Annotated in this window: 20 protein-coding genes; 4 read left to right on the plus strand and 16 right to left on the minus strand. The window is 42.4% G+C overall.

What is annotated here, in order from left to right; genetic code table 11:
* Positions 1–12: 12 nt before the first annotated feature.
* Complete coding sequence (locus tag A6749_RS09140; protein ID WP_066388443.1) at positions 13–1,269, minus strand: M20/M25/M40 family metallo-hydrolase; 1,257 nt, start codon at positions 1,267–1,269, stop codon at positions 13–15.
* A 276-nt stretch (positions 1,270–1,545) separates the two neighbouring features.
* Here A6749_RS09140 and A6749_RS09145 point away from each other — a divergent pair, with 276 nt between their 5' ends.
* Complete coding sequence (locus A6749_RS09145) at positions 1,546–1,851, plus strand: monooxygenase (RefSeq protein ID WP_066388446.1); 306 nt, start codon at positions 1,546–1,548, stop codon at positions 1,849–1,851.
* Positions 1,852–2,010: 159 nt separating this feature from the next.
* On the opposite strand, the gene A6749_RS09150 is transcribed toward A6749_RS09145, so the two are convergent.
* Positions 2,011–4,830, minus strand: coding sequence for a M14 family metallopeptidase (locus tag A6749_RS09150; protein ID WP_066388448.1), 2,820 nt, complete (start codon positions 4,828–4,830; stop codon positions 2,011–2,013).
* A 313-nt stretch (positions 4,831–5,143) separates the two neighbouring features.
* On the opposite strand from A6749_RS09150, the gene A6749_RS28355 reads away from it, so the two are divergent.
* Entirely contained in the window at positions 5,144–5,533 is a 390-nt protein-coding gene (locus A6749_RS28355; protein WP_066388451.1) for a hypothetical protein, read from the plus strand.
* A gap of 82 nt (positions 5,534–5,615) precedes the next feature.
* On the opposite strand, the gene A6749_RS28600 is transcribed toward A6749_RS28355, so the two are convergent.
* From A6749_RS28600 to A6749_RS09200, 10 genes are all read right to left on the minus strand, one after another.
* A complete protein-coding gene (locus tag A6749_RS28600; protein ID WP_164745717.1) occupies positions 5,616–5,753 on the minus strand; it encodes a hypothetical protein in 138 nt (45 codons plus the stop codon).
* 401 nt (positions 5,754–6,154) lie between these two features.
* Positions 6,155–6,769 (minus strand): PadR family transcriptional regulator, encoded by a 615-nt coding sequence (locus A6749_RS09160; RefSeq protein ID WP_066388455.1) that lies wholly within the window; start codon positions 6,767–6,769, stop codon positions 6,155–6,157.
* A gap of 82 nt (positions 6,770–6,851) precedes the next feature.
* On the minus strand, positions 6,852–7,565 hold the full coding sequence (locus A6749_RS09165) for a HoxN/HupN/NixA family nickel/cobalt transporter (protein ID WP_066388458.1): 714 nt from the start codon (positions 7,563–7,565) through the stop codon (positions 6,852–6,854).
* Between the two features lie 71 nt (positions 7,566–7,636).
* On the minus strand, positions 7,637–8,461 hold the full coding sequence (locus tag A6749_RS09170) for an urease accessory protein UreD (protein WP_066388461.1): 825 nt from the start codon (positions 8,459–8,461) through the stop codon (positions 7,637–7,639).
* A gap of 1 nt (position 8,462) precedes the next feature.
* Positions 8,463–9,074: an urease accessory protein UreG gene (gene ureG / locus A6749_RS09175; protein WP_066388466.1), complete on the minus strand. Its 612-nt coding sequence runs from the start codon at positions 9,072–9,074 to the stop codon at positions 8,463–8,465.
* 21 nt (positions 9,075–9,095) lie between these two features.
* On the minus strand, positions 9,096–9,782 hold the full coding sequence (locus tag A6749_RS09180) for an urease accessory protein UreF (RefSeq protein ID WP_066388469.1): 687 nt from the start codon (positions 9,780–9,782) through the stop codon (positions 9,096–9,098).
* A complete protein-coding gene (gene ureE, locus A6749_RS09185; protein ID WP_066388472.1) occupies positions 9,775–10,230 on the minus strand; it encodes an urease accessory protein UreE in 456 nt (151 codons plus the stop codon). The genes A6749_RS09180 and ureE overlap by 8 nt, the downstream gene beginning before the upstream one ends.
* A gap of 11 nt (positions 10,231–10,241) precedes the next feature.
* On the minus strand, positions 10,242–11,954 hold the full coding sequence (gene ureC, locus A6749_RS09190) for an urease subunit alpha (RefSeq protein WP_066388474.1): 1,713 nt from the start codon (positions 11,952–11,954) through the stop codon (positions 10,242–10,244).
* Entirely contained in the window at positions 11,951–12,274 is a 324-nt protein-coding gene (locus A6749_RS09195) for an urease subunit beta (protein WP_066388477.1), read from the minus strand. The genes ureC and A6749_RS09195 overlap by 4 nt, the downstream gene beginning before the upstream one ends.
* 23 nt (positions 12,275–12,297) lie before the next feature.
* On the minus strand, positions 12,298–12,600 hold the full coding sequence (locus A6749_RS09200) for an urease subunit gamma (protein WP_066388480.1): 303 nt from the start codon (positions 12,598–12,600) through the stop codon (positions 12,298–12,300).
* A gap of 292 nt (positions 12,601–12,892) precedes the next feature.
* Here A6749_RS09200 and A6749_RS09205 point away from each other — a divergent pair, with 292 nt between their 5' ends.
* Complete coding sequence (locus A6749_RS09205; protein WP_084797732.1) at positions 12,893–13,834, plus strand: urea transporter; 942 nt, start codon at positions 12,893–12,895, stop codon at positions 13,832–13,834.
* Positions 13,835–14,017: 183 nt separating this feature from the next.
* On the opposite strand, the gene A6749_RS09210 is transcribed toward A6749_RS09205, so the two are convergent.
* Both A6749_RS09210 and A6749_RS09215 read right to left on the minus strand, forming a co-directional pair.
* Positions 14,018–14,764: a YwaF family protein gene (locus A6749_RS09210; protein WP_066400894.1), complete on the minus strand. Its 747-nt coding sequence runs from the start codon at positions 14,762–14,764 to the stop codon at positions 14,018–14,020.
* A gap of 132 nt (positions 14,765–14,896) precedes the next feature.
* Positions 14,897–16,375: a bifunctional GNAT family N-acetyltransferase/carbon-nitrogen hydrolase family protein gene (locus A6749_RS09215; RefSeq protein WP_066388484.1), complete on the minus strand. Its 1,479-nt coding sequence runs from the start codon at positions 16,373–16,375 to the stop codon at positions 14,897–14,899.
* Positions 16,376–16,558: 183 nt separating this feature from the next.
* Between A6749_RS09215 and A6749_RS09220 the strand changes: the two genes are divergently transcribed.
* Positions 16,559–19,048: a M64 family metallopeptidase gene (locus A6749_RS09220; protein WP_153043018.1), complete on the plus strand. Its 2,490-nt coding sequence runs from the start codon at positions 16,559–16,561 to the stop codon at positions 19,046–19,048.
* Positions 19,049–19,111: 63 nt separating this feature from the next.
* On the opposite strand, the gene A6749_RS09225 is transcribed toward A6749_RS09220, so the two are convergent.
* Entirely contained in the window at positions 19,112–19,909 is a 798-nt protein-coding gene (locus tag A6749_RS09225; protein WP_066388486.1) for a fumarylacetoacetate hydrolase family protein, read from the minus strand.
* A gap of 166 nt (positions 19,910–20,075) precedes the next feature.
* Positions 20,076–21,395 carry an MFS transporter gene (locus tag A6749_RS09230; RefSeq protein ID WP_066388488.1) on the minus strand — a complete coding sequence of 440 codons (1,320 nt, stop codon included), beginning with the start codon at positions 21,393–21,395 and terminating at the stop codon, positions 20,076–20,078.
* Between the last annotated feature and the right edge of the window lie 220 nt (positions 21,396–21,615).

The following is a 21,615-nucleotide window of genomic DNA, read 5'->3' on the forward strand; positions in this document are numbered from 1 at the left end:
CGTTAGTTGCCCCTATTCGTTAATAGATTGAATTAATTCTTCGTAGTCTTTGTAGGAACGCTTGTACAGCTTTGCTTGATCAATACTTCCATTCATTTCTTCAAAAACCTGCGCTAGGAATCTTGGGAAGATTTCGAAAATATACTCAGGATCAATATCAATGAAGTCATCACCATGAATCGTCCCGGTAAAACCGCTGTAGCCGATTTGAATGCATGGGAACATATATGATAGATCGCCGATATCACCGGCCGCACTGATTGGCGTATCTTTACGGATCGCTGTGATTTCCTGATTTTTTTCAAAAGCGCTGGCAACAAATTCTGTCAGATAGCGATCCTGTTTAAATGGCAGATAGCCCATTTGCGTTTTGATGGTCACGTCGCCTTGCAATGCCATTGCGCTTCCTTTGGCGGCGTCATCCATTTTAGCAGCCGCTTCCTTCATATACTCGACTGATTGTGTCCTCAGATCGCTTCCAACGGTAATTTGATTCGGCACCACATTTGTCGACATATCCGATTCCATCACAATCGGATTGATGCGAACCATTTCCGAATCCTTCAGCTGCTGGCGGGCAAGTCCTAATGCCACATTAAATAACGTGGACATGCTGTAGGCGTTTTTCGCTGAGAACGGGTCAAAACCAGCATGTGTTGCTTTACCGTGGAAGGTGTATTTTTTATATAAAAATCCAGCCAGGTCACAGTTGACTTCGATTGTCCGTTCCGGGAATTCTCCGCCCATGGCATGAACACAAATCCCGACATCAATATCATCGAACACGCCTAATTTCATCGCTTCCGGCTTGCCGCCGTAATAAGAAATTTCGCCTTTAGCCAATAGCTCGTCGCGGTAGGCTAAATCCAAGTATTCTTCCGCCGGTACAAAAATAAACGCCAGGTTAAAGTCGTACTTCTGATGGGCCCCAGTTTGGATGAAGTAGTTGTACAGCGCCAAGGCAATTGCTACCTGTGTATAGTGGCCGCAGTTATGAGCCGCACCTGTTGACTTGTCCGACCATTGATGCGACGGGGCATAAACCGCGTCCAGCTCCGCGATGAAAGCAATCGTGAATGGCTTGTTATCGCTTAGTCTTGTCTTTAATCCTGTTTTGCTGAATTCCTCAAGATCGATTTGAGGATTCACCTTCTTTAAAAAGTCAACTACTGTTTGTTTTGTTTTATACTCTTTATACCCAAGCTCAGGGTTTGCAAAAATCATTTTTGCAATTTGGTGGATTTCTGAGTACTGCTCTTTGAAGATCATATTTCCACTCCTATTTTTCGACAATTTTCACTTTTTTATCTTAAGGGGAATGAAAGAATTAGTCAACACAAAATACGAACATTACCATAAATTATATTAAAATTATCCGTATATTTCGACCAAACACGAATATTATTCTGATATAATGTTTATTTTTACGCCTTTTCAAAAAGCAGGGTGACAATCGGGACAGTTTTTCTAGCAGTTTCGAACCGTATCTATGCTTCTTAAGATCCAATGTGATAATATGAGTAAAAACCAAAAGGAGTTGTACTCATGACATATCTATTACAAGTAGATTTTAAAATGGATGGGCCATTTGGTGAGGAAATGTCTAAGGCATTTGTGGATTTGGCAAAAAGTATAAATGATGAGCCAGGTGTGATTTGGAAGATTTGGACAGAGAATGCTGAAGCCAAAGAATCTGGCGGTGTCTATTTATTCGAAACAAAAGAGGATGCGGAAAATTATTTAACGATGCACTCAGCACGGCTGGATAGCTTCGGCATTACGGACATTCGCGGGAAAATCTTTGAGGTTAATGAGGCATTGTCACTTATTAATCATGGACCGATAAAATAATTTGCCCCTTTCTATGAGACAATTTCTTTTCTAAATTGCTGCGGTCTGTCCCATAGAACCTTCCTATGAGACAGTTTTCCTTCGACAGCGTTAGATAGGAAGCATGGGGAGGGTTCTCCTGCATCATTCATGGTGCAGAAGAACCCTCCCCTTGTTTCATTAGTCGCGGTCGCGACCTTTTTCGAAGAATGATTTTTCTTCTTTATTATTCTGGGCTTTGATTTCTTTGCCTTTGATTTTTCCTTTGCCTTTCTTGATTACCTCGGTGCCCACGGATGCGTAGATGCTGTTGGCGATGAGGCGGTAACTGTATTGTGTGTGGGCGCGGAAGGCAAGGTCATTGGCGAACAGGGTAATCGTCGAGTCTTCAAAGTTTTTCGTAAAAGCCAGTGTTTGGCCCTTTGCGCCTTTATGGCCTGGCCACCAGCCAGAAATATAGAAATCATCTGCGTTGCTGAAGCTTGCTAAGACTTCTGCATCTTCAGGAACGGAGGTAATCCATGATCCTGTTGTTGAATACAGCAGCTCTTCCTTTTGGTAGCCGGAAGTCAGGACGTGCTCATTTACAACGGCTTTAAATAATCCTTCATGGCCATTGGCTGTTGCTTTGTAATCAAACCCAGGAAGCGCCCCGCTGCTTTTCACAGCCCTTAAGGCAGAATTTCCAATACCCAAAAATGTTTTTCCAGAAATGCTGCTTGGATTAAAGCTGGCGCTATCACTAATAATGACGTCGGCCTCCGCTTGAGAAACCAGGTCAAACCCGAGCTCTCTAAGAGAAAAATTCAATTGCGAGGAACCGGTGACGGTCACCTTAGGCTTTCTCAATTGTTCAGTTTTCAGCTGATTCGTGGTACCTAAAGGCTTCGCTTCAAAATAATAGTTTTTCCCATAAACCTGAAGGTCCTTCGTGCTGACAATAAAGTCACCTCTATTGACCCCAGCCTTTGTTTCTGTTGCTTTTTCAACTACGACACCGTTTTTCAGCAGTTCATTTACTAGTTTAATAGTATCATTGTTTGAATTTGCCAATACCTGCTTTGGCGTATTGCCTACTACAGCACCTTTTGGAGTAGTGACATTTGTCACCTTCATAGTACTGTTGCTAAAAGCATCCGGAAGACGAATTTCCCGAACATCGAAGCCTCTTAGATCAGGGAAATCGGTCACAATCGGGTCGTACATTGCCGCCCAGTCCGATGAGTTCTCACCCTTAGAAAGCATCGCATTGGCAACTCCCCGTTTCGCCTGCTTCATCGAAACGACAAAGGTCCCTTTCGGATACATGGTCCCTGCAACCTTCAGATTTTTTGTTGTCTGCTCCACCTTCACCCCGTTTCGGAGTAAATAGTTGACCATTTTGTAGGCTTCTAGCTTATTCTTTTGCTCCTTGTCATCTGTCGGAATCACATAGTAATCTGGGAAGAAGTTATCATGACCGCCTCTAACCCGGCCAATTGATTCACCGGCTGCGTTAACAAAATATTTGTCGACAGCACGGTCATCAATCCCTTTTACACCACGGTCAAAAATCTGAAGCTGGTTTTTAAACAGCTCCTCTTTATGATCAAAGACAAACTTGGCCGCTCCAAGCCCGACACCAACCATCGCATGAAACGCATTTTGACTTAGTGTCGGCACTTCCACGGTATGCCCTAACGATCCGTGAAGCATCGCATACATTGGCGTATAGGCCGGAGTCGCATCATCCCAGCCATCCTCCCAAGTTTCAGCCGGAATAAAATAGGAAGTTAAGCTCGAATTGCCAATCCCCGCTTGGCCCATTGCATTCGCCTGGTTAATCATTTCGTTATAAAGCAGGTCATACTCATAGTTCGGGTTATGCGGCGGTGTCGTTGGTTCGATTAAAAATCCGCTCACATAGCCGTGCATATCAACAAATGACAGCGGGGACCATCTGGCAATCTCTTGCGTCACCTGCTGTGTTTCCACTTGTGTTTGATAATGGTTGTCCCGGTTCAGGTCAAAGCCATTGGCATTCGCTCTTGTATTGGCAACTCTGCCATCAGGATTGTTGGTAAACATATAAAGAAAAATCACATCGTCAAGAACCTTGTCGACATTTAACTTAACGGTTGTTTCTTTGTCCCCTTTTCCTGTTTTATAGCTTACCTCATCCTCGAGGGCAAACTTTTTCAATAGCTCAACTGAGGTATCGACGCCTTCTATTTCATCAGGATGGATATTGTTCATCCAAATCGGCACTTGATAATCACCCATCGTTCCTGATTCTAATTTCTTAATCAAGCTCTCCGGGTTTTCTAACGCGGTAGGCAGGGTTTCATTTAAGTATTTATCAACAGCATTTTTATTTTTTGCCAGAATGACAAAGTGAAGATCGCGCCCCTGGACAGTCTTGCCCAGACTGTGATACTCAAGGTAGCGGTTATTGTCCGGATTTGCTTTTGCTTTAGCAAAAATTTGATCAATCGCCGGCTTTAGTTGATCGTAGAATAAGAATTCATCATAAACATTCAGCTTAACCGTCGCTGCCGCCTTCGCCTTAGCCGCCGGATTAACTAAGGCTAATTCATAATCACCGATAAACTGTTGATATTGCGTGCGTATGGTTCTGTTTGATAAATCATTTCTGTTATAAAGCAGTCCAAACTCAAGGGTGGCTTTAATCGTCGTGGTTCCATCAACATAGTGCGGGGCTTCTTTTACCGTAATAAACTGGGTACCGTTATAAGCGGTACCGCTTGTCCACTTTTTCCAATCTTTAATGCTCTTTCCGCCAAACATCCATTGTAGCTGCGTTAAATCAACGTCCTTGCCAAAATCAGCCTGAACCTCTACGGTGCGAGCCTCAGTCAGTGAGAACAGATCCCGGCTTACATCTAGTTTAATAACCTTGTAGTCTTCCGCAGCCTCCACTTCAGACAGCGGGAAAGCTGTTTGGGCCAATACCGACAGCATCATCAGCAATGCCAGCCAGCCCACAAAAAACTTCTTCATAAAATCATCCTTTCAATAGTAATAGACAATCATAACAAATATACCTGAATTTTCAGTAAATTGACACCTAATTATCCCGTAAACCCCTTCATATTCGCTCGACAAATTTCGCATAAAGGATGATGCATTGAGACGGTTCTCCTATTTCATAAACAACAAAAAAGCCGGATTACTTCCGCCTCTTAATTGTTCATAATTTAAGAATATTTTTACTTTTATTGAGGATGCTATTATAATATAAAATATTTTTCCCTTTGTCGGACCCTGTCGAAACAGTTATTGTTTATTTGATAGCCGTTTAGGGTAAATATCTATGCAACACTTAATATATCAATATTATGCACCACTTTTTCGAATTGTTTCACTTTTCGATTCCGTATTTAAAAGCGAAATGGACTATGTTAGAATCAGTACGGTTTTGGAATTAATTTTACCAAAAAGATCTGGCAGCATAAGGAAATCACGTCATCATGCCTTCCAAAATCACCGTCAAAAAATTTCTTTTTCGAGGTGTATGATGAAAACAAAAGAAACAGTTCCATACGAAAACAAGAAACTGCTAATGGAAATCGCTGATGTCAAAAAAGAAAAAAACGAACTTTATAAACAAACGGGCCCTGGCAGCCCCGACTATATTTCACTCTCCATCAAACTCGACCTGCTCATGAAGGAATATATCGACGAAAAAATCGCACACCTATGAGACAAAGGGACGGTTCTTAAGCTCCCAGTGCTTTCTTAAAAAGAAAGAAGGAAGCAGGAGAACTGTCCCCTTGCTTCCTTGTTTATTGATTGGCGATATTTTCTTCTGCTGTTTCCGGAAAGTAGTCCGCAATTTGATTAAACAGAAATGTGAGATAATCATTTAGTTCAAAGCGGTCTTCCCTTAAAAAAAGCTCGATAAGAGTTTTGCTATTGTCCACGTCCCTTCCTCCTTCTTTTTAGCTGACCAGTGTTATTAGACACACACCTTCTCATAAAAAGGCATTTAAATTTTTATGGTGAGAATGATTATTTATTTATACCTGCAAAGTATTGGCCCCGCCCTACGCACAATACCTCGATGGCCACACGCGCCATCCACCTATTTCCATTATAGTTGGAAACGTTTACATATTCAAATAATATTATATTTCAAATTTTGACAAATTGCACAGCATATAGGAAAGTGCCCCAAGCATATATAATTTTTATAAACAAAAATTTATAATAATTCACATCAAAAAAAATATTAGCCTATAACCCTAGTATGTAACCAAATTAAAAAATTTATACATTTTTACATGGAGACAAACAAAAAAAGGAAGCACAAACTACATGCTTCCTAGATGATCGCAGCCCACGAAAAAACATCCAACGGGAGGCTGAATCTTCCCGCAAATGCTAAGAATAATACTGTAAATTTTATCTTTTTATTTTTCAACTTGTCGAGCACCCAGTGGCACCATGCTTTTTCTTCTTCCGCAAGCCGATACTTTCGGCTGAATAACAAGTAGCGGCCAAATTCCTTTGATGTCGTCTCAAGCTCTTCCATTTGTTCTATTTCTGTGATTTTGCCTGACAAAGAGGCAATGGATTCGTCTAATTTGGCAATCCGTTCATGGACTAATTTGATCGAGTTCTCCTCCCCTAATAATGAGGCAGAATAAATCTTAATGAGAAACTCATCTCGATGAATTGGGTCAGAAGGCGATTTAGCAATCCATTTTTCTAAGGATTGTTTGCCTTTTTCGGTAATCGAAAAAATTTTTTTATTCGGTCTTCCTACTTGCTCGACGATCTCATGAACTAGAAACCCTTTCTCCTCCATCTTGGTTAACAATGGATAAATCTGACTATGCTTGGCCGGCCATACATTATCTAAATATTTTCCTAATTCATATCCCGAATAAGACTTCCTGCCAAGCGCGCTAAGTATTGCATATCCTAGAGTATTCATAGCAATCACCCCAATCTAGTAAACCGCGGCATCGCTAGAAGTACTCAAGTCCACGTGTCACGGTGCTTATAAATATAGTACTCTATATCCAAAGGTGAAATAAACCTTCATTAACACCTATATTATACATATAGTATACACCAAAAATAGTACTAATGACACCGGTGATTATACCTAACGACCCGCTGATGCTTGTGCGCTTCTTACTCAACACAAACGGAATCCCAATGATTGTCGTAAAGAATATCATGCCAATAACCGTTCCTACTCCAAAAACAATGATATAAATAGCTGCTTCTCCGACACTCTTAACCGTGCTCATCGTTAACAGGACCATTGCCCCGCTTCCTGCCAGACCATGTACTAAACCAATGAACGTGGAACCTAAATAGGTTGTCTTTTTATGTTTATGCGGATGATCGTGTTCGCCGCTGGTTTTATGGGAATGGACATGCTTATGCTCATCGCCATCATGCTTATGGGTGTGAATATGGATATTTTTAAAAGAGATGATCGTTTTTATTCCAAGAGTAACAAGCATAATTCCGACTAAAAATTCTAAAGACATAGCCCACTTCTCCGGTATTTCACCCTTCATTAGAATAACAACGATTCCTACGATAAATAAAGTAGCAGTGTGGCCAATCCCCCAAAATACACCAGCTAAAGAAGCCTGCCATAGCTTTTTGCTTTGACTCGCAATCGTCGATACGGCAATGACATGATCTGGTTCAATGGCATGCTTGATTCCTAAAACCAAGCCCAATGCCAGAACGGATAATAATGTTGCATCCATAAAGTTTTTCTCCTCTACTCTTCTTTTCTAGTGAAAACCCAGCAACCATAACAATTGCTGGGTTATGAGTATTAATATTTTCTTAAAAAACTAGGTTTTTTGTTAAACCATTCTTGACTTAGAATCGAATGTAATTCAGAAAATATTTTTTCAATTACTTGTGTGTTATTGGCTAATACCCGAACCGTAAAGCCTGGAACGGGCAGCAGCGATAATCCTATTTTACATTCAAATGAGTTAGTAGGTAAAGCCTGATATAAACGATCAAGTAAATCATGATTCACTTTTTCATCAATCACCATCATTGAACCCAAATGGGAAAAGCCCTCCATTAAACCCAAGCCTTCCATGTTCTGCGATCCAGGATTTAATTTAATATGATCATAGACAACTAATTCCTCATCCATATAAATTTCATTGATAAGCTGAAGCAGATCATAGCTAAATTTTTCTCCTTCTGGTGACCATCCTGGGGTAATGATATCGGAATATAGAAGAGAACATCCTTTTTCCATATAGATAACATTCTTTTGTTTATAACGTGCGTTTTGATAACCGATAAGCGGATCGGGAATATATTCTAAATAGCTGCCTTCCTTCAAGTGGAATTCAGCTTCTTGGTAGGCATGTGATTGGGGCGTCTTATATATTTTCGTTGCCGATTGGGTGGTTAAGGTTAGCTTTGCCTGCTTCTCTAATGAAATCTTCATTTGATAGCGGTCTCCGTCTAAATAGCCCCCGCCCGGGTTTAAAATATAATAGCAGGCCTGGCCTGAATCATCATGATAGACAGGGCGCATGACTTTAAACGCCCCTTGGAAATACACATCATTCGCAACGGTTTTCCCGCTCCTTGCTTCGGTACCTAAACGTAAAATTCCTGTCCAATCGCCCATTTTACTCCAGTCCCTTTAGTAACGCATTTTTCTTAATCCATTCAATAACTTGATCAAGACCTTGATTATCTTTTAAGTTTGTAAAAACAAAAGGCTTGTTGCCGCGGAACACCTTCGTATCTGATTCCATAACCTCTAGGCTGGCACCAACAAATGGAGCTAAATCTGTTTTATTAATAATAAATAAGTCCGATTTAATCATTCCCTGCCCGCCTTTACGCGGAATTTTCTCCCCTTGCGCCACGTCAATAATGTAAATGGAAAAATCAACAAGTTCTGGACTGAAGGTAGCTGCCAGGTTATCGCCGCCGCTTTCGACAAAAATCAATTCCACATCCGGATGCTTTTCCTTTAATTCATTAATGGCAGCAAAGTTCATGGAAGCATCTTCACGAATCGCTGTATGCGGGCAGCCGCCAGTTTCAACACCGATAATGCGGTCAGCTGGAAGCACGCCATTGTTCATTAGGAATTTAGCATCCTCTTTTGTATAAATATCGTTTGTCACCACTGCCATACTAATTTCATCTTGTAAATGTCGAGTTAATTTTTCAACTAACATCGTTTTACCTGCTCCAACAGGTCCGCCAACACCGATTTTAATTGGTTCCATTACTAACACTTCCTCTTTCTATTAAGACATAAAGATACGTATATTCACTCGTTCATGCTTCATTTGCGATAATTCCAGACCAGGTGAAACAATCCCGAAATCTTCTTCCTCTAATTGTTGAATCTTTTCTGTTGCTTTGGTTAATGCACCCTGAAATTCCTGAATACTTTTCTGACCAGCTGTCTGTCCTAATGGAATCGCCCGCACGGCATTTTGGACAAGACTTGAGACGGTAGAATACAAATAATATAAAGTGGTGGTTGATTTAGGAACACCTAGATGATGGCCAACGATTGTAAAAACGATGGCCGGATGACCAAATGATTTCTTGGCTTTTATTCGTTCCCGATAGACTGACAGAGCCGGAATATCATAGAGTGATTCTACGAGATTTAACATCCGGTCACCGATTCGCTGTGTTCCTTCTCTTGTTTCCCGCGGCAGGTTTTGCATTGTCAGCATCCGGTCTAATTTCCACACCTTATCTAAATCTTCCTTCTCTAATGCCTCATAGACGAGGCGGGAAGCAAGCCCATCTGAATAGATGAGCTGCTCGTTGACATAAACATGAAGCCACTGCATGAATGAGGCTTGATCATGAACTTTATCTTCTTGAATATAACTCTCAAGCCCATACGAATGACTAAATGCCCCCGTCGGAAAATTCGAATCACATAACTGAAATAATGATAGAATTTGATTAGTCATGGCTATGCCCTATATGACGAAATGCCTGTTTTACTTTGCGATCCTCACGCTTGTAAGGGATCTGCAGGTTTTGTAGTAGTTCTTCTACAAGATAATCGTATTGAACAAGCATCTCGTCCCCTTCAAATTGGGCTGGCAGGTGGCGATTCCCTAATTGATGGGCAATCGTTCCCATTTCATTCAGGCTGCGCGGGCAAATAATCAATAAGTCATCTGATATCACATCGATGACGATCATATTTTTATCATCCATATATAAAACATCACCAGCAACAAGGTCACGCGGCTCTTTTAGACGAATGCCGATTTCTGTACCGTGATCTGTGGTGACACGCTGAATTCTTTTCACTAAATGGGCGCTTTCGAGGTAGACTTTTTCCTTATGACGTTTAGCCACCTCTTCTTTATCCATTTGTTCAACATTTGTTACGATTTGTTCAACTATCAAAACCTTCACCTCTAGAATAGGAAATATCGTTGTCCCATGGATACCCGATCAACTGGATCGCAGGTAATTAATTCCCCATTTACTCGTACTTCATATGTTTGCGGATCCACCGTGATTTCAGGTGTTTCTGAATTTAACTTCATATCTTTTTTCGTTAATTTGCGAATGCCGCGAACAGGCAGAATCATTTTTTGCAAGCCAAGCTTTTCATGGACTTTATCGTCAAAAGCAGCCTGCGAAATAAATGTTGCCGATGTGCTCGCTAGTGCTTTGCCAAGCTGGCCATACATTGGACGATAGATAACCGGCTGCGGTGTTGGAATCGATGCGTTTGCATCACCCATTAAGCTTTCAACCACAAAGCCGCTTTTAATGACCATTTCCGGTTTCACACCGAAGAATGCAGGATCCCAAACGACTAAGTCGGCAATTTTGCCTACTTCAATGGATCCAACATATTCGGAAATACCATGAGTGATGGCAGGGTTAATGGTGTATTTGGCTACATAGCGCTTCGCACGATTATTATCGGCATGCTCCTTGTCGCCTTCTAATAGCCCTCTCTGTTTTTTCATTTTGTCGGCCGTTTGCCACGTACGTAAAATTACTTCGCCAATCCGTCCCATTGCCTGGGCATCAGAGCTGACCATACTAAACACACCCATATCCTGCAGAATATCTTCGGCAGCAATGGTTTCTTTTCGAATCCGTGAATCCGCAAATGCAAGGTCTTCTGGAATCGATGGGTTTAAGTGGTGGCACACCATTAACATATCAAGGTGCTCATCTACTGTATTAACCGTATACGGTAACGTTGGGTTCGTAGATGATGGCAGAACATTCATATAGCCTGCCGATTTAATTAAGTCTGGAGCATGTCCGCCGCCAGCCCCTTCTGTATGGTACATATGAATGACACGATCTTTTAAAGCGGCCATTGTATTTTCCATAAAGCCAGCTTCGTTTAGAGTATCTGCATGAAGGGCAACCTGTACGTCATATTTATCAGCTACCTTTAGTGCATTATCAAGCGCGGATGGAGTTGCACCCCAGTCTTCATGGACCTTCAGGCCGATAACACCCGCACGTACCTGCTCTGCCAGCGGCTCTTCTGTGGCAGCCTGGCCTTTACCGGTAAAGCCAACATTGATTGGCATTCCTTCTGCTGCTTCAAGCATACGGTGAACATGCCATTCACCTGGGGTTACAGTGGTAGCCTTTGAACCTGCTGCAGGGCCTGTTCCGCCGCCAACAAGTGTGGTAAGGCCTGAAGCTAATGCTGTTCGGATTTGTTCCGGGTTAATAAAGTGAACGTGGGTATCAATACCGCCGGCAGTAACAATCATTCCTTCGCCGGCAATGACTTCTGTACCAGCGCCGATGATTATATCCACATTGTTCATGATTAATGGATTACCCGCTTTACCGATGCCGGCAATTTTTCCATCGCGGATACCGATATCTGCTTTGTAAATGCCAGTGTAGTCTAGAATAACTGCATTCGTAATAACAACATCAGCAATTCCATCACCTCGTGTGACAAGCGGATGCTGTCCCATTCCGTCACGGATGACCTTACCGCCGCCAAATACCACTTCTTCACCATATGTGGTGTAGTCTTTCTCAACCTGAATCACTAAATCTGTGTCTGCTAAACGAATCGAATCCCCTGTAGTCGGACCGTACATTTGAGCATATTGATTTCTAGTCATTTTAAAACTCATTTGCTGCACCCCTTTTCCAAAGATCCATCCACTTTATTGTTAAAGCCATAAACACGGCGCTCCCCAGCAAAGTCTACTAATTCAACTTCTTTTTCGTCGCCAGGCTCAAAACGAACCGCTGCGCCTGCGGGAATGTTAAGCCGTTTTCCGAATGCTTCCTCACGATTAAATCGAAGAGCATCATTTACTTCGAAAAAATGAAAATGCGATCCTACTTGAACTGGGCGGTCTCCTGTATTGATGACAGTAAGCTTAGATGCAGTTCGATCTGCGTTACAAATAATCTCTTCTTCTTTTAAAAATAATTGTCCCGGTATCATTTCATTACTCCTCCCGTCATTAGTTATTTAATTGGACTATGGACAGTCACAAGCTTTGTTCCATCAGGAAAAGTTGCTTCTACTTGAATATCAGGAATCATTTCTGGAACACCTTCCATGACATCTTCACGTGAAAGAATCGTTGTTCCATACTCCATTAGCTCGGCAACTGTTTTTCCATCTCGTGCCCCCTCTAACACTTCATAGGTAATGAGAGCGACAGCTTCTGGGTAATTAAGTTTTAATCCTCTGTCTTTACGCCGCTTGGCAAGATCTGCGGCAACGACAATCATGAGCTTGTCAATCTCGCGTGGTAATAGTTTCATAGAAAAGCCTCCTTATTTTTTATGGATATATAAAAAAGAACCCTCTCAGATAATGTAAAAAGGGTCATTTGTAAGGAGGAATCAATGATGTTAGATATTCAATCATTAATAACTTGATGTAAGGTGTTTTATGTTAATGGTATAAATTGAATAAAAAACACGATTGATTCCCTATGGAGAATACTATATCATCGTACTATGGATATATCAAATTTTATATATATAAAAATATATGTATGTAAAAAAATATGTAATTATCCGAGAATTGGAACCTGAAAGGAGCTTAAGGTGTATGGAAACAGACAAAGGCAGTATTATGGATGGAAAGTTTTCTTCTTTTCTATCAACGTCTCTTAAAGGAATCTCTCAAGTTATTTTGATTGAAAATGTCATCACTGGATTGCTAATTCTGATCGCCATCATGATTTCTTCTGTTTATTTAGGGGTTATTGCTTTACTATCGGCAATGATTGGTACATTAGTCGGGAAATTTGGAGGAGCCGACGAAAATGCCATTCGTCAAGGTCTGCTGGGATATAACTCTGTCCTTACAGGAATGGCACTGGCATTATTTTTAAATGGCTCTTATATGTGGATAATTGCTTTAATTGGGGCTGCTGCCGCTGCCATTTTTACCGCTGCGATGATGCATTTTATGAAAAATACAGAAGTTCCTATTTTGACTTTTCCCTTTATCGTATTGACTTGGTTTACATTGCTCGCTGCTTACAAATTAAAGGGGCTTACCTTAAGTTCTGCCATAGTGCCTCAAAGCTTATCACAATGGCAGCTAAATATCGCAGGAAAAGTCGATTTAATAGACGGCATCTTTCATGGGATTGGGCAAGTATTTTTCCTGGATAATACCATGTCTGGCATCCTTATATTTATTGCCGTATTTTGGGGCGGAAGAAAACTTGGTTTATATGCAGTTATTGGGAATGCCGCGGCCATCCTCGTTGCCTATGTATTAGGCGGGGAGCATTCGTTAATCGTCTTAGGACTCTACGGATACAACGCCATTTTAACGATTATCGCCGTATCAGGTGTGTTTAAAAATGATCATAATCGCTATGCCCTGTTATCAGGCATCGTCGCCGCCTGTCTAACAGTACCTATCACTGCAGGACTCAGCTCATTGCTCTTGCCATACGGCCTGCCTGCCCTGACCATGCCATTTGTCCTTGGTACATGGCTGTTTCTGGGGGCTAGGAAAGTGATGCCGAAGTTGTAGCTGAAATATGGTGAGAGTTCTTTGTGTTTCCATAATATTAAAAAGCAGCCGTTAAATCGTAAGAACGGCTGCTTATTTTCTGAAGTTTACTTGAATAGTAGTTCTCTTCTAGCGTGCTCTATGAATGGCTCATAGGACGCGGATTCTCAATTTTTTTACTTTGATTCACCATCACCTTACTTATTATGGTGATTCCCCTGATGATACACTAGAACTGTCCTCGCGTTTCTTCCAAAAAGGAATATAAAGTATATAAAAACTCACAATCATCACGATCTCCATCGAAAGGAGATACCATGGCCAGGGGCCGAGATAATCCAGAAGCGAGGCGGTTTTTGGTTTTTTCATAATGTAGAGGTAATTTGACCCCAGTACCTTATTTAGGAAAAAGACACATGCTGCATATAGGTTCACAATAAGGACGGTTACCCACAAACCTCTAAGAGTTGGCCTATAGTTAAAGGCCGCAACCATAAACAAACAAGCAATCACTGCCCCGCCATGTGAAACAAAAAATTCGATATATTGAAAGTGCGGGAATGAATACCTGCCAAGATTCGGTGTCAAGATTGCTTGAATGGAACTGCCAATCCCAGCGAAATACATGAATTGAAAAAGTTTATAGCTTTTCGTCATCAGCATAACAATGGCAAGGATTACAACAAGGTCACTGAGATGAAGCGGCAAATCTCTCTTAGCGGACCACTCTTCCTCGGTTAGCAGCCAAAGATGCTGCCATACATCAAAAATCAATAAGAGAAAAGCCAAGAAGATTCGAAAAAACCTTCGTGTTCCATCCTCCATTAGCTTCTTCCTCATGACGAACAGTAGAATTCCAAGAATAAAAATAATCGCCATCGTCATAAGATGCTCTTTCGAAAAAGCCCGAAACGGCTCTAGTTTTGAATGAAATTGAAAGTATGTTTTCATGTTATACCCCATTTACGCCTCTTGTTATTATCACCCTTAGTTAGGCAAATGATGCTTAATTGATACCAATTCATGTAAAAGATCGTTTCATATTTGCGGATACATTCAAGCAAAAGCCCACTCCCCTCTGCATCACCGTTTCTTTCGGGAGCGTCGTAGTTTTTCTAGGTCGACGTCGCCTACGACGACTGTGTCGACGTTGGCGTCGCATTCGCCGACGATGCCGTCACGAGCAAATTCGAAATCGGAGGGGGAAAAGATGCCAGACTGGGCGTATTGGATATCCATGTTTTCCACATGTGTTAAATTGCCTACAGTACCGGCAATGCATGTATAGACGTTGTTCTCAACGGCCCGGGCTTGGGCACAGTAACGAACCCTTAGGTAGCCCTGCCGATCCTCTGTGCAAAACGGGACAAAAATAATGTTGGCTCCCCGCTCGACAGCAAGCCTGGCAAGCTCAGGAAACTCAATATCATACGAAACTTGAATCGCAATTTTCCCGCAATCCGTATCAAACACCTGAAGTTCGTTCCCCTCCGCAATTCCCCACCACTTCCGTTCATTATGTGTGACATGAATTTTATACTGCCTTTCAATCGTGCCGTTACGACGGAACAGAAAGGCCACATTGTACACATTCCCATTCTCCTCCACGAAATGAGAACCACCTACAATGTTAATGTTGTAGCGGACCGCAAGCTCAGTAAACAGTTCAATGTATTGGTCGGTATACGTTGCAAGCCGACGAACCGCCCGATCCGGGCGTTTTTCCTCAAGATAGGACATCAATTGTGTGGTAAAAATCTCCGGAAACACCGCAAAATCTGATTCAAAATCAGCAGCGACGTCCACATAGTACTCCACCTGTCTGGTGAAGTCTTGAAACGACTCAATTTTTTTCATCATATATTGGACAACGCATATTCTAATCGGAAATGCCGTCCGATAAATGCGCTTATTTTTAGGGCGATAATCGACGTTATTCCATTCCATCAACGTCGCCATCGAGGCAGATGCCTTATCATCCGGCAGGTACTGTGTATTGATTCGTTTGATGGTAAATCCCTGCAGGAGCTGGAAGGACAATACGGGATCATAAATGCTGTGCTGTTCCACAGCTTTTACATACTCACGGGCCGTCATTTGCTCCTTATACTTGTGATAATTCGGAATCCGCCCGCCGATAATAATGCTTTGAAGATTTAATCGGACAGCCAGGTCTTTGCGTGCCTCATACAGACGATGCCCGAGCTTCATCCGGCGATATTCCGGATCCACCATGACCTCAATCCCATATAAATTGAAGCCATCGGGGTCGTGATTGGTGATATATCCATTGTCCGTGATCGTATCCCAGGTGTGCTGGTCATTATATTCGTCAAAATTGACAATCAGGCTAGAACAGGAGCCGACAATCTTGTCCTCATATTCCACACAGAACTGCCCCTTAGGAAAAATCCGAATATGGCTAAGCAGCTGCTCCCGCTTCCACGGCTCCATATTAGGGAAGCAAACCTTACCCAAGGCTATAATCTCATCAATATCTTCCTCACGTATATTGCGAATGATGATTTTTTTCTCGTACTTTGACATATCGGTATTTGACATGTACTCACGCCCCTAAACTGTTATCCCTTATAGAATGGCTTTTTGGGGCAGCAATTATGAAACATGGGGACCTTTGTACCATTTTTCAGAAAAATCTAAATATTTATGGAAATTGTTTACATTGTGTGGCAAAATGGATTTGGCATGTATGCCTAAATATAAATGAGTGAAGGGCGGGGTTGAATGGTTAAGAAAAAATCATGGTTTTGGTCTGGGGTGCTGAGTGCTGCGCTGCTGGTTTCGGGTACTGGTTTTACCACGATGGATACAAGCACTCAGGCACAAGCTGCGGCACCGAAATTGCAGCAACAGCAGCTGCTTCAACAGACCAATGCAGCAAAGGAACTTAAAGTTGGGGATGTAAATATTGTTCCCCTGCAAGTAACCGGTCCAGCCAAGGATCGGCTTAATCTGATTATTTTGGGAGATGGCTATACCGCCGAAGAAATGGACAAATTTCAAGCGGATGTTGAAAGAAATCTTAACGTCCAATGGAGTGTGGAACCATTCCGCAGCTATCGCTATTACTTCAATGTTTACATGGTCCAAACGCCATCAAAGGATTCAGGAATCAGCTGCGACCCGGATGACGGAAACGTGCGCCGCGACACAGTTTTCAAACTTCAATTTGCCAGCCAATGCCCGGCGGACAAGCTTGCCCGCGGTGTCACATACGGCACGGGCGGAACAGAAGCACGCAACAATATTCTTAACAACTATGTATCTCCTCAACTAGGCATACCTGCTAATGCACAAAATATCCAAACACTAGCTATCGCAAATACATTCACATATGGCGGCATTGGCGGCGTCCATGCAACAACCACCGGCAGCAGTCCACAAGGTCCGTTAGTATCGTTACATGAATTGGGGCACTCTCTTGGTAACTTGCAGGATGAGTATGCTTACTATGATCGCGGTGTTCCAGGCGGCCCGCATCCAGAAAGAGAGCCAAGTTCCAACCACCATACCCGCCTTACATCTAGTGAAATGATTGCAAAACAAAGCAAATGGTGGCGCTGGCTTGGGGAAGAAAGTGAATCCGGCGGTATCATTCGTGCAGCCGACCACGACGGACATGAGAGCGGTGTCTATTACGATTCCAACGTTTGGCGTCCAAGCGAGCATTCCATGATGCGCCACACCGGCTTCTATTTTGATCAGGTTGGCCGCGAGCAGATGACCCAGAGAATTACCGGAATGCGTAATGCCGGAGCAATGCCGCTGGCGTCCACTCCGGTTGGTGAGGTTGGACCAAAAGATATGGTTTGGGTGGAAACGATGCATCCTAGATTCCATATCCTTGACGTCACATGGGAAATAAACGGCAAAGAGATTAAGGACATGCATAATAGCCGCCACCTCGAGCTCACCGACTTTAACGTTCAGACTGGTGATAAAGTGAAGGTCACGGTTAAAGATCAAACCAATTTTGTCCGCGATCCTAACTATTTAAATGGCCCAAGAATGACCCAGACAAGAGATTGGACAATTGGAAAACCACTGTCGAAAACAGAGGTGGAGGCAAAATTCATCTATACCTCCGTCACAGATCATCCACTAGCATATGACGAGGTTGCATTCGTTGAAACGACTAACCCGAACGATCGCGTACTGAATGTAACTTGGGAGCTTAATGGAAAAATAGTAGAGAATACAAAGAACAGCAGGCTGCTTGATCTTGGAAAATTAGCTTTACCTAAAGGAACTTCCCAGTTGACAGTAACCGTATCAGACCCGGCCAATCCTAATGGTCCATCTGAAACGATTCACTGGACAATTGACAACGGCCTGCCAACTGCACCGCGAACATTATCTGAGCCGTTAGTTAAGTTAGACGGCGAAGTTGAGCACAATGTTTATTTTAACGAGTTTGATATGCGGCTTAACCCTAAGGATGATCATAATGGATTCATTGTTGGAGAGTTCCGCTTGGACCACGATGGCTGGTACAATTACTTTGGTTTTCCTGAAAAACCTGAGGGCACTCCGTTCAAGTTCACACATTCTGGTACGGATGTTAAGGCATTAACATATGGCAACCTTGGAACTGGCGGCTTGTCAAAAGCAACATTTGAGCAATCCTATAAAGAAGGCGATCCTGGTGGTCCATTCGTGCCAGGCTTCGGTACGCACATTGTAGAGCATCGTGCCATTGACGCTACCGGAAACATCGGAAATGCTGATCAGTTTAAAGCGACCGTCCTGCCTGGGAATACGCCGGATTGCACAACAACTGTAACTGGCAATCAAAATGGCGGGCTAGTTGTCACAAAAGGAGTTACCTGCCTTAAGGATGCAGTGGTTCGCGGAGGAGTTACGGTGAAAGACGGGGCATCGCTAGTTATTTTCAACAGTACGATTAATGGCGGGTTGAAGGCTGACAAGGCGAACCTTATCCAGCTATTTGGTACTACCGTAAATGGCAAATCCGAAATCACGAGAACTGCCAGCAATGTGACATTTGCAGGAAATACTTTCAACGGCGGACTCACACTAACTGATAACAACCAAGTTTCCGCAAACAAACAATTCGGCAGCTACGGACCAATCCTATCAGGAAACTCCATCAACGGAAAATTGCAATGCAGCGACAACAGCTTAACAGTAAATGACTTCGGGGCACCGAACAAAATAGAAGGCTCTCTGACAGGTCAGTGTAAGGGGCTTTAAATGAATTAAGGGGACGGTTCTTCCGCTTCATGGAATGAAGCAGGGAACCGTCCCCTTGCATCACTATTTTACATAGTTACAAAGCTTACCAATCTGCTCTACTTCGACAACTACAGTATCGCCAGACTTCATCGGGCAGCTACCTGAAGGCGATCCAGTTGCCAAAACATCGCCTGGTTCGAGTGTCATTACCTGTGATATCCAGCTAATGAGGAATGGGATTGACAGTGACATCTGACTTGTATTACCGTCTTGAACCACTTTACCATTTAATTTTGTAACGATTCGTAAATTTGTTGGATCTAAACCGGTCACGATACACGGACCCAACGGACCAAAAGTGTCAAAACCTTTGCCCCGTGTGAACTGAGGATCTTTTTTTGTCAGGTCTCTTGCCGTTACATCATTAAAGATCGTACAGCCAAAAACATAATCCATTGCCTCTTCTTCTTTTACATTTTTGGCTCGTTTCCCAATAATGATTGCCACTTCCCCCTCCAGCTCCACCTGCTTCGTTAAATCGCTGGATGGCAAGATAATGTCACCTTGATCTGGAATCATGGAAGACGTCGGTTTTAAAAACAAAAATGGCTCTTTGAGATTGGCCGTCCCTCCAGTTTCCTTTGCGTGTTCAGCATATGTCCAGCCAAAATTAACGATTTTAGAAGGGACTACCGGCTCTAAAATCTTCACATCGCTATAATTAACCTTTACCCCATCAAATTTCAAATCATTATTTACGATATCAGTAAAACCACTGGATAATTGTAAGATCTCGCCATTTTCAACCATTCCATAAGAAGCTTCACCGTTAGGTTTCTGATAGCGAACTATCGTTTGTGTTTTTTGAAGCACTTGCATGACCATATGAACTCCTTCTATTACGTGATGAATCTTACCTGCTTGCTGATTATAACATATTGTTCTTTTTTCTTATTAAACTAAATTTATCCATCAAAAAATTTAATATTATCCATAAATAAGAATGCCCTACAAGTTTATAGAAAATCTTGCAGGGCATTTTGTTTTACGCTGATTTATTTCTATTATTTAGTTCAGATTCAATATGGGAGGTTTTAGAGGATTCACCCATACGCCAATAGGTAAATAGACTTACTGCTATACAAGCGGCAACATAGTAGAAGAAGAGAGATTCTTTTCCCGCATTCTTCAACCATAAGGCAACGAACTCAGCTGATCCTCCGAAAATCGCTACAGTGAGTGAATACGGAAATCCTACTCCTAGCGCCCGAATTTCAGTTGGGAATAATTCCGCTTTTACAATCGAGTTGATGGATGTATAGCCCGTTACAATCACTAGTCCTGCCAACATAAGCAGAAAAGCCATGACTGGATTTTTTGTCTGTTGCATAAGCATAAAGAGCGGTACAGTCAGGATGGTTCCAAATACTCCGAAGCCTATTAATAACGGACGGCGGCCAATTCGGTCGGAAAGCATACCCGCGAGTGGCTGCAGTACAACAAATATGAGTAAGGCCAGAAAATTAATCCAGCTGACAGATTGTTTATCGATTCCTACCGTGTTAATCATAAATTTCTGTAAATAGGTGGTAAACGTATAGAAGGCAATTGTTCCGCCAAGCGTTAAGCCAACGACTGTTAGAACTGCCTTAGGATATTTCATTAAGACCTTAATAGTTCCAGCTTTCTTACGGGTTTCTGAGCCCATTTTCGAAAATTGTTCAGATTCATCCATTGTGCGGCGCAACCATAATACAGCCAATGCTCCTAATGCGCCGATGACAAACGGAATACGCCAGCCCCACGATAACATTTCACTATCACTAAGGACCTGCTGAAGGATAATCATAACACCAAGTGCCGCCAACTGCCCGCCGACAAGGGTAACGTATTGGAAACTAGAGTAGAAGCCGCGGCGCCCGCTGCTCGCCATCTCGGATAAATAGGTGGCGGAAGTTCCATACTCGCCGCCGAGTGATATCCCTTGAATCAGCCGGGCAATAACAAGAATGATAGGTGATAGAATACCAATGCTGCTATAACCAGGAGTACAGGCAATGACTAAAGAACCCCCTGCCATGATGGTGACGGACAGTGTCAACGCAGCTCGGCGCCCACGCCGGTCGGCGTATATTCCCATTAACAAACTGCCAATAGGGCGCATAAGAAAACCGATAGCAAAAATTCCCGCTGTGTTGAGCAATTGAATGGTTGGATTACCTTTTGGAAAAAATTCAGCAGAAAAATAAATGGCAAAAGCAGAATAGACGTACCAGTCGTACCATTCAATTAGATTTCCAAGCGATCCCTTGAAAATGTTACTTGTAATCCGTCGTGACGCTGCACGATCATTTTGTGAACTCACTTTTAATTCCCCCTTTGTTTAAAAGCCTCTCGAGTGTAACATTATAGAGTTTTTACCCCCCTTTTTTAGGTTGTAAACGAATTCAAAAAAATGTAAACTCGGGGAGACTTCCCTCATGAGTTATTTAAAAATTCAATTATTCACTATGCAAATGTAGGGGATTCTTTAGTAGGGCTTTTTTTAATAAAAAATTGAACAGTAATTCGTAATTTATTATAAT

This window comes from Neobacillus mesonae (genome assembly GCF_001636315.1).
GTDB classification, from domain to species: domain Bacteria; phylum Bacillota; class Bacilli; order Bacillales; family Cytobacillaceae; genus Neobacillus; species Neobacillus mesonae.

Excerpts from the sequence above, each read along its gene's own strand:
- A6749_RS09195 (WP_066388477.1), bottom strand. The coding sequence starts at position 12,274 with ATGATACCGGGACAATTATTTTTAAAAGAAGAAGAGATTATTTGTAAC.
- A6749_RS28355 (WP_066388451.1), top strand. The coding sequence starts at position 5,144 with ATGCAACACTTAATATATCAATATTATGCACCACTTTTTCGAATTGTT.
- A6749_RS09150 (WP_066388448.1), bottom strand. The coding sequence starts at position 4,830 with ATGAAGAAGTTTTTTGTGGGCTGGCTGGCATTGCTGATGATGCTGTCG.
- A6749_RS09225 (WP_066388486.1), bottom strand. The coding sequence starts at position 19,909 with ATGCAAGTGCTTCAAAAAACACAAACGATAGTTCGCTATCAGAAACCT.
- ureC (WP_066388474.1), bottom strand. The coding sequence starts at position 11,954 with ATGAGTTTTAAAATGACTAGAAATCAATATGCTCAAATGTACGGTCCG.
- A6749_RS09210 (WP_066400894.1), bottom strand. The coding sequence starts at position 14,764 with ATGAAAACATACTTTCAATTTCATTCAAAACTAGAGCCGTTTCGGGCT.
- A6749_RS09145 (WP_066388446.1), top strand. The coding sequence starts at position 1,546 with ATGACATATCTATTACAAGTAGATTTTAAAATGGATGGGCCATTTGGT.
- A6749_RS09160 (WP_066388455.1), bottom strand. The coding sequence starts at position 6,769 with ATGAATACTCTAGGATATGCAATACTTAGCGCGCTTGGCAGGAAGTCT.
- A6749_RS09170 (WP_066388461.1), bottom strand. The coding sequence starts at position 8,461 with ATGGGCGATTGGACAGGAATTTTACGTTTAGGTACCGAAGCAAGGAGC.
- A6749_RS09215 (WP_066388484.1), bottom strand. The coding sequence starts at position 16,375 with ATGTCAAATACCGATATGTCAAAGTACGAGAAAAAAATCATCATTCGC.
- A6749_RS09140 (WP_066388443.1), bottom strand. The coding sequence starts at position 1,269 with ATGATCTTCAAAGAGCAGTACTCAGAAATCCACCAAATTGCAAAAATG.
- ureG (WP_066388466.1), bottom strand. The coding sequence starts at position 9,074 with ATGGAACCAATTAAAATCGGTGTTGGCGGACCTGTTGGAGCAGGTAAA.
- A6749_RS09180 (WP_066388469.1), bottom strand. The coding sequence starts at position 9,782 with ATGACTAATCAAATTCTATCATTATTTCAGTTATGTGATTCGAATTTT.
- A6749_RS09205 (WP_084797732.1), top strand. The coding sequence starts at position 12,893 with ATGGAAACAGACAAAGGCAGTATTATGGATGGAAAGTTTTCTTCTTTT.
- A6749_RS09165 (WP_066388458.1), bottom strand. The coding sequence starts at position 7,565 with ATGGATGCAACATTATTATCCGTTCTGGCATTGGGCTTGGTTTTAGGA.
- A6749_RS09200 (WP_066388480.1), bottom strand. The coding sequence starts at position 12,600 with ATGAAACTATTACCACGCGAGATTGACAAGCTCATGATTGTCGTTGCC.
- A6749_RS09220 (WP_153043018.1), top strand. The coding sequence starts at position 16,559 with ATGGTTAAGAAAAAATCATGGTTTTGGTCTGGGGTGCTGAGTGCTGCG.